The organism is Pedobacter chitinilyticus (genome assembly GCF_003313385.1).
In the GTDB taxonomy this organism is placed as follows: Bacteria; Bacteroidota; Bacteroidia; order Sphingobacteriales; family Sphingobacteriaceae; genus Pedobacter; species Pedobacter chitinilyticus.
The window spans coordinates 312,423-325,931 of sequence record NZ_QMHN01000004.1 but is presented as its reverse complement, the minus strand read 5'-3'; the positions used below and the strand labels follow the sequence as shown (position 1 = coordinate 325,931).

Below are 13,509 nucleotides of genomic sequence, written 5' to 3'. Positions count from 1 at the left end.
CGGCAAATCTAGTTTTATTCTTTTATAATCAGAAATTTGATTTCAGGCAGATAAGCATTTAGCCTCAGCTTAGTGCTATTTCATCCATACAAAGAGGCCAATTACCGATACATTTATCATTAATTAACATTTACTAGCTTTTTTTGACGATGCAGAAGAAAGTAAGGCTGTACACCAACATCCAAGCCATCGCTGGACTATTCATTTTAACCTTACCGATTTTTATTTTTTTCGGACAAAGCAATAAAACAATCACCGTTACCATGATTGTTGGCTATTTAGCTTTCTGTTTACTATTTACGGCCATCTATTTCCTTCATACCAAAATTTTATTCCCGTTGCTTTATGCCCGTAAAAAGCATGGTTTGTATTTTGGAATATTACTTCTATTACTAGTCATTATCGCCTTAGCCAAACCCTTCGACTATTTTATTTCGCAACCAACTCCCCAAGGGCCTATCCCTCTTGGATCTCCTTCACAAAAAGGGAGCCCTGGACCGTTATTAGATATTGTAAGTATTTTTCTTTTTTTACTGGCTTTGGTTATTGGGGTTGCCGCAGAAACCAACAAGCAATTGAGGCTCACTATGCAAAGGGCATTGCAGGCCGAAACCGAGAAAGCCAATGCCGAGCTCGCTTTTTTAAGGGCGCAGGTAAATCCTCATTTTATGTTTAACATCCTTAACAATGTTTATACGTTGGCCTTTACGCAAGATTCCAATACTGCACCTGCCATTTTAAAGCTATCCAACTTGATGCGCTACCTTACCGACGATGCACGCAATGACGAGGTACCTCTCGAAATGGAAATTGGCTGCATGACAGATTATATTGAGCTACAAAAATTAAGACTTACTGAAAAAACGCAAGTGGATTATCAAGTAAAAGGGAGCTTTGCTAACAAGAAAATAGCACCGCTGATTTTCATGGCTTTTGTAGAAAATGTATTCAAATATGGTGTAAGTAATCATAAAAATAGTAAATTGGTGATTAAGCTGTCGGTAGAGCATCACTTGATTAACTTGTATTGCGAAAACACCATTAACCATGACAAGAAAAACGGAAAGAGCACAGGAATAGGAATGGAGAACACCAAAAAGCGATTACAATACACCTACCCTGGTAGACATATCCTAGAAGTGGAGAATAATCAAAGAACATTTAAAATTAACCTCACAATTCACCTAGTATAATGGAACCTTTAAAATGCGTAGCAATTGACGACGAGCCTTTGGCCCTTGCCCTAATTAAAACCTATATCCAATCCACCGAAGGATTAAACTTAGTGCATGTTTTTGAAGATGCTGTTGCAGCCATCGAATACTTAAGCAAATTTCAAGTTGACTTACTGTTTTTGGATGTAGATATGCCCGATATCACGGGATTGGAACTGTATGGTTCGCTAGCCGTAAAACCAATGGTGATTTTCACTACTGCTTATAAAAATTTTGCCTTTGATGGCTTTGAACTGAATGCCATTGACTACTTACTGAAACCCATTGAACATGCAAGGTTCAAAACGGCTACAAAAAAAGCACTAGACTATCATCTTTACAAACAACAGAAAGATTTGGAAGGCCCCAGTGAATATCTTTTTGTTTATTCCGAATACAAACTCATCAAAATAGAAATCAAGGAAATTGTTTACTTGGAAAGCTTGGAAGACTACGTAAAAATCCATTTGAGCAACGGAAAAATGATTTTAACCCTAACCACGCTCAAAAAAGTCATCGATAAGCTCCCTGCAGAAAAATTTAAGCGCATACACCGCAGCTATGTAGTTGCCGTTAAACAGGTACAGCAAGTGGCCAGCCGAAAAGCCCAGCTTAGCAATGGCCTTTCGTTGCCTATTAGCGACACTTACGCTTCATTTATTAATGAATGGAAGAAGGCTTAAACCTTAAGCTTTCTTAACACTTTTTCCTCTGTCGGCACAAAGTACCGCTTAACCGACACTTACTTGCTACAAAAAGCGCCACTTTACATATTTGATAAGTATTTCGCCAAGCTTATTTGATATGGAAAGAAAAAACTTTTTAAAGAGCCTGTTGACTGGAGCAATCTCTACTCCCACGGTGATCAATCCCTGCAAGAAATCGGGCATTGCAGAACACAACTCAGTGTTCCAGTTTAAATCGCCCGTAATGAAAAGGCTTCTGACATCGCTTTGCGGCGTTTTACTTATTGCTTCCATTGTGCTTACCTCAAATTGCTTAGACACGGAAACCAGCCAGCAAAGTCACGGCATACTCTTCAAAGCTTTGCTTATCGTATTGAATTTAGTTTTTACGTTGGTATTTCTAGCAAGCACATTGGCGCTAATTAAAGAGGAAAACAAATCATGAAAGGGAAAATCAGACTCTGTTATCGAAAAATAATTACCATTGAGAGCATGAGTACTTGGGAAAGGTTGGTTTTTACCGATTCCTTTACAGAGTTTAAAATGCAGGCACAGTACTACAACCAAGCTGGCAAATACAATACTTTTGCCCAATTACTGCAAAATGCACCCAATGCCAACCAGTTGCACTTTTTAGTAAGCGGCGCCATTGTGGGCTATGTGAAACAGCTTAATGGTATTGTACCCGACGTGACCAACAACTTGGGATTGCTGTTTTTAACCTTTGACCAGTTCCGATTTGAAATTGTTAATTCTGATTTAAAAGACATAGATAAACATGTAGTAGCAATTAATTTCTACAGCGATGAGCTTAACTATCTGGCACAGATTGACCAGTATTTGCTTACTTCTAAAACAAATCAAAACACGGAAAATATGGGCGAAACCTTAACTGACCTTTTTACCATTAGCCCATATCTTTCCATTTACAGTATACAACAATGAAAATAATCTCTCAAGGAAAGATATTTCTTTCCGACCAAAGAAGTGTAACCGAGAATGAAAGAATCAAAAGATATAGCACTTTTAATTTCGACAACATTTACAATCCAGCAAAAGAGCCGATAGGCAATTTATATGCCCTTCATGATGATACACTTGCTCCAAATGCTTCCATCAATTTCTTCCACCGTGAGCAGGGGCATGTCATCATTATCCCTATTTTGGGCAGCATACGTTATTTTGATGAAGATGAAAACCAAATCGATATTGAAGTGGGCAAAAGTGTCATGATTTTCCACAATGAAAATTCTTTTTTCAAACTACAGAATCCCTATCCAGATGCTACCATTAGCTATTTAATAATCGCCATTAAAAGTGAAGAAGAACATACCAACTCACCTTCTTTCTTGGATATAGACCTGAGCAAACCAAATCAATTAGATATCATTACCAGCGATACTGTTCCATTCAAAATTGGTGTGGGACGATTTAAAGGCAGAGGAGAAAACGAATATTCTTTATCACCTTTCTCCGCCCTATATTCATTTGTATTGGCTGGTGTTTTTGAAATTGATGGACGATTGCTTCACGAACGTGACGGCATTGCATTATGGGCCACCGACAAAATCGAGATGGAAGCCCTGAGTAATGATGCTATTCTACTTACGATTGAACTACCCGAATAAGCCGAAAAAAGGTTCCCAAAATATTTCATATAAGCACCTCAAGGAGCAAAACGCTCAAATACTTACATTTTTAATTACACTTTTAACTTTTTATACCCCCAGTAAGCAGAAAGCAATATCTTTGCGCTATGAATATCTTACTAATAGGTTCTGGCGGAAGAGAATGTGCTTTTGCTTGGAAATTAAGCCAATCGGAAAAATGCGACAAACTGATCATTGCCCCAGGTAATGCAGGTACTGCCAGTTACGGAAAAAATGTAAACATCAATCCTAATGATTTTGAAGCAGTAAAAGCACTTGCTTTGAAAGAGCAAATTGACATGTTAGTGGTTGGTCCCGAAGAACCTTTGGTATTGGGTATTCACGATTTTTTTGTGAACGACGAAGAATTGGCTCACATTCCAGTAATTGGCCCTAAAAAAGAAGGTGCCATATTAGAAGGAAGTAAAGATTTCTCCAAACAATTTATGGAGCGTCACAACATTCCCACTGCAAAATCCAAATCGTTTACTGATGAGAATTTAAATGAAGGCATAGCCTATTTAGCACAACACACCCTTCCCATTGTATTAAAAGCCGATGGTCTTGCCGCAGGTAAAGGTGTATTGATTATAGACAATCACCAAGAGGCGCAGGACGAGTTAAGATTGATGCTAGATGGCAAATTTGGCAAGGCTGGATCAACTGTAGTGGTAGAAGAGTTTTTAACAGGTATTGAGCTATCGGTATTTGTTTTAAGCGATGGGAAAAACTATGTGACTTTACCTGAAGCAAAAGATTATAAGAGAATTGGGCAAGGCGATACTGGCTTAAACACTGGCGGTATGGGTTCTGTTTCCCCAGTTCCTTTTGCTGATGCTACGTTTTTAAGTAAAATTGAAGAACAAATTATTAAACCTACGGTTAACGGCTTAGCCAGCGAAGGCATAGATTACACAGGCTTTATCTTTTTTGGATTGATTAAAGTAGGTGACGACCCTTATGTTATCGAATACAATTGCCGTATGGGCGATCCTGAAACCGAAAGCGTAATCCCTAGAATTGAGAATGACCTATTGGAACTATTTATAGCCAGCAGCAAAAAAGAATTGGGCAACTACCAAATCAAAATCAGCCCTAAAAATGCGGCTACGGTAATGATTGTAGCTGGTGGATATCCAGGAGAATACGAAAAAGGAAAAGCCATTTCGGGTTTAGAAAACATTAGAGATTCTTATGCTTTCCATGCAGGCACAACCCTAGAAGGTGGTGTGGTGAAAACTAATGGTGGTAGAGTTTTAGCCATTAGCAGTGTAAAAGACACCCAGTTTGAAGCGCTACAAAGTGCCACCGCTGATGCCGCTAGGATATATTTTGACGGCAAATATTTTAGAGAAGATATAGGCTTCGATCTAATATAATCTCAATTTGAGGTAAAAATTTCTCACTTATCAACATTTTTCGTAAACTTGTAGTTACAAGGTGCGATTATCCACATCCCGATTAGTTCTATCGCGGTAGCGCTGGTCGGGATTTTTTTATCTGCAGCTACCTATCTGGCTAATTGGCACATTTTTTTGTTACAAAACAGAACAATATAACTGTAGCTTGAGCAACAACCTAAATAAACCATTTTATTTCGCTTTCCTCTTAATGGGAATGCTCATGCTCCCTTTTTTAGGTTTTTCGCAGCAAGAACAACCTAAAAGAGTTACCGTAGTAGTTACCGCCAAAGAAATTACTCCTCAAAAAGAGGTGGTGCAATTGCCTGCAGACAACATGCCCACTACCGTAAACAGTAAGCCTAAAGCCACATCTAGCAAAAAAAGCGCTTACACTACTGCAAAAGCAAAAACTGCGGTCCCTACCAAATCTCGGCCAGAAAAAGCTATTGCAGCAAATCCAAAAGCAACCAATACCGCAAAACTGAGAAGCAAGGTTGCAACAAAAGAAAACACTGTAGCCAAAGCGATAGTTAAGCCCAATCCTACACCCAAACCTGTTGCCACCCCTCCAGTAAAAAAAGAGGAAGTAATTGCCAAAGCGAAACCTACTACTAAAGTTGTAAAGGAACAAGCAAAGCCCGAAAAAGAAATTGCAACACCAGCACCCATTACCAGAGCGGCTTTGCCAAGCAATAAAGCAGAAACAACTGTAGCACCCAGCAAAGAAGATGCTTTAGTAAAAACAGAGAGCAACAAAGACACTCCACAGCTTTCTCCTGACGAACAAACAAATGCGACCAGCTACATCTGGATTGGCGTTTTCCTAATTATTGCAGGGGTGGTTCTTGGTCTTCTATTTGGCAAGCCAGCATTCCTTATCTCTTTTGTAGGAGTAGTTTTCGTTGCGTTGGGAATCATCATATAAACACCTGCTGCTAAACTCCAAGAGCAACTGAGCAACTGGATTATCATATCACTGAATATCAACTATACTTAGTAAGAATAACATACATTCTGCATTAAGATTGCTTCATGCTTCGCAATGACGCTCTCTTCTTAGTCCTTTGCGAGAAGAAACGACAGCTAGCTCCGACAATTCGGAGAAGCATTCTCACTATACTTTATAAGAGAACCAAGATTATCAATTTAACCACACTGTTTTAAAAGCGGCATTACGTTATCATAAAAAAAGGGCTTCCACCTTTAAGTAGAAGCCCATTTATTGAAATCTTTCGAAAGATTTTATTTTGTTTTTTTGTCTAAAAGCTCTGCAAGTTTTTTATGCAATGCACCACCTCTTAAGTCTTTTGCAACAATTTTACCGTTTGGATCAACTAAAAAGTTAGCAGGGATACTTCTGATTCCCCAAGCAGTAGAAACCTCGTTGTTCCAGCCTTGCATGTCTGATACTTGTGTCCAAGCCAGCTTGTCATCTTCCACTGCTTTTAACCATTGCTCTTTAGTTGTTCTAGTATTACCACCATCCAAAGAAACACCTAGGATCGTAAAGTTTTTATCTTTGAACTTATTAAAAGCCTCCACTACATTAGGATTTTCATTACGGCAAGGACCACACCAAGATGCCCAGAAATCAATCAGCACATATTTACCTTTAAAGTCTGATAATTTTACAGCTTTACCATTAGGATCATTTTGTGTAAAATCCATTGCCGCTACACCAACTGCAGTTTTCTTAGTGGCATCGATCGTTTTAGGAATGTTTTGCCCTGTTTTAGTGGCTTTTAATTCTGGTGAAAGCGCTGCATATAGTTTCTCTACTTCACCAACTACTTTATCATTTGAAGCTAGAGAAGCCAATTGAACCATACTGATATATGATTTTGGATTGTTTTTAACGAAGCCTAAATAAACAGGGGTCTTTTGGTCTCTAACGGCATTGTATTTCTCCATAAAAGCATCCATAAAAGCCTCATCCTCTTTTTGCTCTTTGGTAAATTTCGAATATTCGTCGTTCAATGCTTTCTCTTTTTCGGTGAAAGGCTTCAACAAAGCATTCAATTTTGCATTGTCAATATTTACTTGAGTACCACCAGCTACGCCCGATTTCAAGCTATCGGCACTGTTAATGGTGATGTTTCCTGGTTCGATATACAATGCTGTATAGTCCATATTACGGGTATTAGCACCTTTTTTATATGGATTTACATTATTGAACAAATTACCCATTACTGGCGCAGTAACTTTTCCTTTGAATTCAAAAGAACCATTACTTACAATAGCAGAATCCGTTAATCTCTGGCCATTTTCAGCGTATACCAAGTATACTTTATTGCCATTGGCTACGGATTTTGTTGTCCCCTTTAAGGTAAAATCTGATTGAGCCATTAATGCCACAGGAGCAAGCAATAAGGCAGAAAGAATTATTTTTTTCATTGTTTAAAGTGTTAGTGATATAAAGTTCAAAAGAACCTATTCCGTTTAGTATAATAAGTTGTTACTCAAATATACGAATATCTAGTAGTTCTTTGATATTCTTAAATGAGTTTTTGATAAGTACGCCACCACAGGTCGGGCATTTCGCCTTTAACAGCCGTGTTATAATCGTCATAACGACAAGGCACTAAGTGAAAACGTTCGTTTTTAGAGCCATTTGCTGGGTAAGGCACCTGCATCCACCAACGATCTGACTTTTTACTTTTTACAAAGTTTACTTCAGTAGCGCCATCATTCACCGTTGCCCGGTAAATAATGTATTGAGATTTCGGAGTTAATGGAAAATCTTTTTTTCTGGCATAATATCCATCTACAAAATACCACACCATCTGCGAAAGCAACATGGCCGTTTGACTTCCTTTATCAAAAGCTGGATTAAATTCGTAAAAACCAATAGAAGTCAGTTTATCGCTCATTCCCGCATATCTCGCAATGCGACAAGCATCCTCGCCATAAAAGCCATTGGGCACCATGTTCATATTCCCACAAGCATCGCTGGAACGAATAGCTCCCATATCAAAACTTACCATATTGGCGTTACGAATGACAGGCTCAGAAACAGAAAGATCTGAGACGAATTCTCCCAAACGGTGTACATCAAAATAAAGTTTATCCATTACACGCAGGCTATCCTGACTTACAAAATAAGTTTGATAGCCCATGTTACTATAATTGAACAGATAATTGGGCTGATGTAGGAAAATCTTACTTAAATAGCTTTGTGAAGTGGTAGCCACACCTTCCGAATCATCTTCATCAATATCAAAACGATTATCTACCACCAATAAATCAACTTTTTGCTCTAAATGCTCGTATCCCATATATTGCGCATAGGTCAAATCTTGCCCTCCACCAATAACAATAGGCACAATATTCAACTTTACCAATTCGGCAACTACCGTTTTTAGAGCGAAATAAGTATCCGAAATTTCTTGTCCAGCAACAATGTTCCCCAGGTCTACTATTTTGGTATTTACCTGTCCCTCGTTAAGCAGGTAAAATTGTTCGCGGAAATAATCTGGCGCTAAAGAACAGCCGTTGTTGTGTACTGCTCCCCTATCGTCTTTTACTCCCAAAATGGCTAAATCGTACTTGCCTTCTTCCAATTCTGGAAAAGTGTCGGTAAAAAATTCTACCTTCATCCCCAACTGACTGGTTAAGAAACCTTTCTTAGGCGTAAATTTTTCTGGGTCTATTGGAGAAAAAAAATCAGACAAAGTCATAAAGCTATTTAAATGTTTGCCCCCAAATATCTATTTTTGGGCGCATATATTAAGAGCCTGTTTAAAATTATGTTTTAAATATCCCTTGTTTCGCTAAAAAGCAGGCTCTAACATCCTTAAAAAAATGAAATGATACTTGTTACAGGCGCTACGGGTTTTTTAGGAGCAGAATTGGTGAAGCAGCTTACCGACAGCAATATAGCGGTACGAGCAATCAAAAGAGCCAGTTCTACCGTTCCTGCCTTGCTACAAAACAACCCATTGCTAACATGGCATTTGGCCGATGTGAATGAGACCGAAAGCCTTGCCGATGCCTTTGAGGGTATTACCCATGTTTATCATTGTGCAGCAACTGTATCATTTAATCCTAAAGATAAAACACAGCTATTTAAGATCAATATTGAAGGTACAGCCAATATTGTTAACCTTTGTATGGAAAATAATGTGCGTTTATTGCACGTAAGTTCCATTGCAGCTTTGGGCATTGCCAAGGAAGGACAGCTCATTACCGAAAAGCATTTTTGGGAATATGATGCCAAAGCGCACAACTATGCCATTTCAAAATATGAAGGCGAAATGGAAGTTTGGCGTGGCGTAGCCGAAGGGTTGGATGCCGTGATTGTAAATCCAGCCGTAATAATTGGCAAAAATGCGGGCTACAACGGTAGTGGCGCAATTTTTAAATTGGTAAAAGATGGCCTAAAGTTTTACACCGATGGTGCCACGGGCATTGTAGATGTAGAAGATGTGGCCAAAGCCATGATTTTGCTAATGAATAGTGAAATTACCGCTGAACGATTTACTTTAAGTGCCGACAACCTGCATTACAAAGATTTTTTTGCTCAAATTGCTCAGGGCTTTGGCATTAAAGCACCAGCTATAGCAGCAAAACCTTGGATGTTGGGCATTGCTTGGAGAGCAGCCAAACTGGCTTCCATTTTCACTGGCAAAGCTCCCGACCTCACCAAAGATGCCGCCCGCAGCAGCTTTAACCTCAGTTATTATAGCAACCAAAAAATAAAAGACACCCTAAACTTCGAATTTAAATCCCTAGACCAAAGTATTGCAGAAGTATGCAATGCCTTGAAATAAACTCCAGATGAAACAGCAGAACTTTTACATCATTGATTTTGACAGCACATTTACCCAAGTTGAAGCCTTAGACGAACTAGCCCGTATTTCCTTAGCCAAGCATCCCGAGCGTGAAGCCATCTACCAAAAGATAGAGGACTACACCAATTTAGCCATGGAAGGTAAACTGTCGTTTTCAGAAAGCTTGGCCCAACGTGTAAAACTGCTCGAAGCCAATGAAGAACACCTGCAAAAACTCATCAAGCATTTAAAAAAGAAAGTATCAAAATCTTTTTCTCGCAATGCGGATTTCTTTAAAAAACATGCGGATGAAGTACTGATTGTTTCTGGTGGTTTTAAGGAATTTATTACACCAGTAGTAAGTCAATACCATATCAAAAAAGAAAATATTTATGCCAATACCTTTGTTACTACAGGTGATGGTAAAATTATAGATTATGACCATGCCAATCCGCTAAGCGAAGAAGGTGGTAAAGTAAAACTGATGCAGCAATTGAACTTGCAGGGCGATTTATATGGTATTGGCGATGGCTATTCTGATTTTCAACTTCGCGAAAGTGGTTTGATCAAAAAATTCTATGCCTTTACGGAGAATATCGCCAGAGAAAGCATTGTCACTAAAGCCGACCACGTTACCCCAAGTTTCGACGAGTTTTTGTATGTAAATAATTTGCCAAGGGCGATATCATACCCTAAGAACAGAATCTTATGCCTGGTAATAGGCGATGTTCCTGCCGACACGATTAACTTCCTTAAAAAGGATGGTTTCTCTATTCGCCATAAAACTGAATTTGAAGAGAAATATGTGGCTGACGTAGGAATGTTGATTTTAGCCAATGGCGAAAAAATTGAAGAAGAAAAGTTGAAAAGAGCGGTCAAGCTTAAAACCATTGGCTATTTGGGAAATGCCAGAAACAAGTTATCGCTACAAATTTGCAATGAAATGGGCATTGTTGTTTTTGATGATGCTAAAGCAAATCCAAGAAACTCGCTGTTTATACCTAAACGTGTAGCCGACTTCATGAATAAGGGCACCACATATTTAAGCTGCAATTTCCCTAATTTACAACTGCCAGCTATTGATAAATCGCACCGATTAATCCATATCCATAAAAACGTACCAGGTATCATGGCAAAAATCAACACCATTTTTGCAAAACATGACATTAATATTGTAGGGCAGTTCTTAATGACCAATAGCACCATCGGCTATGCCATTACCGATATTAACGCCCAGTACGATAAGCAATTGTTCAAATCATTGAAGAAAATTGAACATACCATAAAATTTAGGGTATTGTATTAAATTTGATTAGCGTTATTTAACAATCGGCACTGTCATTCAGAGCGTAGCGAAGAATTTCAAATACAACCCAAAAGGGATTCTTCGCTGCGCTCTGAATGACAAAACGCCTAAAAATAGTCCCATGCTATCTTCATCGTGGATACAGATTTTCAATTTCACTCTTATCATAGATAGGCCAAGCTAGTTATTGTCTTTTATTTTCCTCCTTTTACGCTAGAGGAATTTCAATTAGCAAACCCTTTTATTTTAAGATAAAACAAATGGAACTTACTCCACAGATTAAAGAAAAATTAGCCCTACTTCAGGAAAAATACGAAGCCATGGGACAAGATATGGTCTCGTACCTTGATGGCCTTTTATACGCCGATTTCCTCACCTATTGGGATTACATTCACTTGGATACTTTGTTGAGCTTGCAAAGTCCAAAAACACCTTTCCCAGATGAGGAAATTTTCATCATGTATCATCAGATAACAGAGCTTTATTTCAAGCTATCGTTACACGAGTGCAAACAAATTGCAACGCATGAAAATTTAACCGCGAAGTTTTTCACCGAGCGTGTAAAAAGGATAAATGCTTATTTCAATGCACTCACTACCTCTTTTGAAGTGATGGTGAATGGCATGGAAAAGGAACAGTTTTTAAAATTCCGTATGTCGCTACTACCTGCAAGTGGTTTTCAAAGCGGGCAATACCGCATGATTGAAATATCAGCCACAGATTTTACCCAGTTGGTAGACAAAAGCAAGAGAGAAGCACTCGCAGGAGCCAGCATCGAAGAAAAATTCGAATACATCTATTGGAAATTCGGTGCCACCGAGCTTGCCACTGGTAAACAGACTTTAACCCTAAAACAGTTCATCAATAAATATGCAGCTCAGTTTTTAGCATTGGCCAAAGAAAGAGAGCACAGCAATTTTGCTTCACTATACAAACAATTGGAAGCAAAAGGCGAAGAGGTAAGCGAATTAGCAGAAGAACTACGCAAACTAGACCTTTATGTCAACGTGGAGTGGCCTTTATCCCACTATAAATCGGCAGTAAGGTATCTCGAAAAAGATCCTGTAGATATTGCCGCAACGGGAGGAACCAATTGGCAAAAGTACTTGCCTCCGCGTTTTCAAAAAAGAATTTTCTACCCGTTTTTATGGACGGATGAGCAGACGGAAGAATGGGGAAAAGGATGGGTACTTAGTGTGCTGCAAACACTAAAAAACAAACATTAAATCTTTGTAAAGGCTTAAAAAACACTTGATTTTTAGTACTTTTGCAGCAAATAAACACGAGGTCGCTAAAACGACCGTCATTTTCGAGGGTAGTAAAAGGTTCCGATACTACGTTTCGTTCGAAATGACGACCTATTGAAAGCTATCTTAAAAAAATGTTATAAAATGACCGAAACATTAGACATCAAAGTAACAAAGGTTGAGCAAACTCGCCTTACCGTTACTGATTTTTCGCAATTGCCATTCGGTAAAGTATTTACCGATCACATGTTTTTGTGCGACTATCAGGATGGTGAATGGAAAAATCCTAGAGTAGTTCCTTATGGTCCAATCCCTATGAGCCCTGCCATTTCTGCCCTGCATTACGGACAGGCTATTTTCGAAGGTATTAAAGCCTATCGACTGCCTGACGGAAAGATCAGCATTTTTAGAGCAGACAAGAACTTCCTGCGTTTCAATAAATCGGCAAAAAGAATGGCAATGGCCGAAGTTCCTGAAGAAATTTTCATGCAGGGAATGGCTACGCTAATTAATATTGATGAGAAGTGGGTTCCTGCACAAGAGGATTATGCCCTTTACATTAGACCTGTAATGTATGCTACTGACCCTTACTTAGGGGTTAGACCATCTGACAGTTATACCTTCGGAATTTTAACTACGCCAACAGGAAAATACTACAGCAAAGCATTAAAAGTTAAAGTAGAAACTGAATTTACTAGAGCTGATGATGGTGGTGTAGGTTATGCAAAAACTGCAGGAAACTACGCTCGTTCGTTATACCCATTTGAAGTTGCCAGAAAAGAAGGTTTCGACCAATTAATTTGGACTGATGCTCAAACTCACGAGTTTATCGAAGAAGCGGGAACGGCGAACTTAATGTTTGTTATTGATGGTAAACTAGTAACTCCAGCGGTAAGAACTACGGTTTTAGACGGGGTAACCAGAGATACCATTATTCAATTGGCAAAAGCTGATGGCATTGAAGTAGAAGAAAGAAGACTTTCAGTAAAAGAAATTATTGAGGGTATTGAAAACGGAAGATTAACTGAAGCTTTTGCTGCAGGAACCGCTGCTACAGTAACACACATTGGTGAGATCAGTTATCAAGGTAAAGATTATACTTTAACTGATCCTGCGACCAGAAGCGTTTCTAACAGTATTGCTAAAAAGCTAAATGATATTAAATATGGTTTAGCTCCGGATACTTTTGGTTGGAATTGGGTGATTTCGTAATCCCTTTTCTTTCTTAAAAAACA

At 38.7% G+C, this 13,509-nt stretch carries 13 protein-coding genes; 10 read left to right on the top strand and 3 right to left on the bottom strand.

What is annotated here, in order from left to right; all coding sequences use genetic code 11:
* The first annotated feature begins 149 nt into the window (after nt 1–149).
* Together DUT70_RS14155 and DUT70_RS14150 are read left to right on the top strand one after the other, a co-directional pair.
* On the top strand, nt 150–1,193 hold the full coding sequence (locus DUT70_RS14155; RefSeq protein WP_113647996.1) for a sensor histidine kinase: 1,044 nt from the start codon (nt 150–152) through the stop codon (nt 1,191–1,193).
* Entirely contained in the window at nt 1,193–1,897 is a 705-nt protein-coding gene (locus tag DUT70_RS14150) for a LytR/AlgR family response regulator transcription factor (RefSeq protein WP_113647995.1), read from the top strand. The genes DUT70_RS14155 and DUT70_RS14150 overlap by 1 nt, the downstream gene beginning before the upstream one ends.
* Before the next feature lie 66 nt (nt 1,898–1,963).
* Here the strand turns inward: DUT70_RS14150 and DUT70_RS21195 are convergent, their stop codons facing one another.
* Nucleotides 1,964–2,194: a hypothetical protein gene (locus tag DUT70_RS21195; RefSeq protein WP_128353371.1), complete on the bottom strand. Its 231-nt coding sequence runs from the start codon at nt 2,192–2,194 to the stop codon at nt 1,964–1,966.
* A gap of 147 nt (nt 2,195–2,341) precedes the next feature.
* Here DUT70_RS21195 and DUT70_RS14140 point away from each other — a divergent pair, with 147 nt between their 5' ends.
* From DUT70_RS14140 to DUT70_RS21190, 4 genes are all read left to right on the top strand, one after another.
* Entirely contained in the window at nt 2,342–2,845 is a 504-nt protein-coding gene (locus DUT70_RS14140; protein ID WP_205529804.1) for a hypothetical protein, read from the top strand.
* Nucleotides 2,842–3,528 carry a pirin family protein gene (locus DUT70_RS14135; protein ID WP_113647992.1) on the top strand — a complete coding sequence of 229 codons (687 nt, stop codon included), beginning with the start codon at nt 2,842–2,844 and terminating at the stop codon, nt 3,526–3,528. The genes DUT70_RS14140 and DUT70_RS14135 overlap by 4 nt, the downstream gene beginning before the upstream one ends.
* 128 nt (nt 3,529–3,656) lie before the next feature.
* A complete protein-coding gene (gene purD / locus DUT70_RS14130) occupies nt 3,657–4,928 on the top strand; it encodes a phosphoribosylamine--glycine ligase (RefSeq protein ID WP_113647991.1) in 1,272 nt (423 codons plus the stop codon).
* A gap of 187 nt (nt 4,929–5,115) precedes the next feature.
* On the top strand, nt 5,116–5,877 hold the full coding sequence (locus DUT70_RS21190; RefSeq protein ID WP_205529803.1) for a DUF308 domain-containing protein: 762 nt from the start codon (nt 5,116–5,118) through the stop codon (nt 5,875–5,877).
* Between the two features lie 317 nt (nt 5,878–6,194).
* On the opposite strand, the gene DUT70_RS14120 is transcribed toward DUT70_RS21190, so the two are convergent.
* A complete protein-coding gene (locus tag DUT70_RS14120) occupies nt 6,195–7,346 on the bottom strand; it encodes a redoxin domain-containing protein (protein WP_113647990.1) in 1,152 nt (383 codons plus the stop codon).
* 101 nt (nt 7,347–7,447) lie between these two features.
* The gene (locus DUT70_RS14115) at nt 7,448–8,629 is read right to left on the bottom strand and encodes a formimidoylglutamase (RefSeq protein WP_113647989.1); all 1,182 of its coding nucleotides are present in this window, start codon (nt 8,627–8,629) and stop codon (nt 7,448–7,450) included.
* A gap of 129 nt (nt 8,630–8,758) precedes the next feature.
* On the opposite strand from DUT70_RS14115, the gene DUT70_RS14110 reads away from it, so the two are divergent.
* The 4 genes from DUT70_RS14110 (at nt 8,759) to DUT70_RS14095 (ending at nt 13,486) form a co-directional block, all read left to right on the top strand.
* Nucleotides 8,759–9,721 (top strand): NAD-dependent epimerase/dehydratase family protein, encoded by a 963-nt coding sequence (locus tag DUT70_RS14110; protein WP_113647988.1) that lies wholly within the window; start codon nt 8,759–8,761, stop codon nt 9,719–9,721.
* A gap of 7 nt (nt 9,722–9,728) precedes the next feature.
* Nucleotides 9,729–11,027, top strand: a complete 1,299-nt coding sequence (locus DUT70_RS14105) for an HAD-IB family phosphatase (RefSeq protein WP_113647987.1) — start codon at nt 9,729–9,731, stop codon at nt 11,025–11,027.
* Between the two features lie 260 nt (nt 11,028–11,287).
* The gene (locus DUT70_RS14100; protein ID WP_113647986.1) at nt 11,288–12,253 is read left to right on the top strand and encodes a tryptophan 2,3-dioxygenase family protein; all 966 of its coding nucleotides are present in this window, start codon (nt 11,288–11,290) and stop codon (nt 12,251–12,253) included.
* Between the two features lie 165 nt (nt 12,254–12,418).
* On the top strand, nt 12,419–13,486 hold the full coding sequence (locus DUT70_RS14095; RefSeq protein WP_113647985.1) for a branched-chain amino acid aminotransferase: 1,068 nt from the start codon (nt 12,419–12,421) through the stop codon (nt 13,484–13,486).
* Nucleotides 13,487–13,509: the final 23 nt, after the last annotated feature.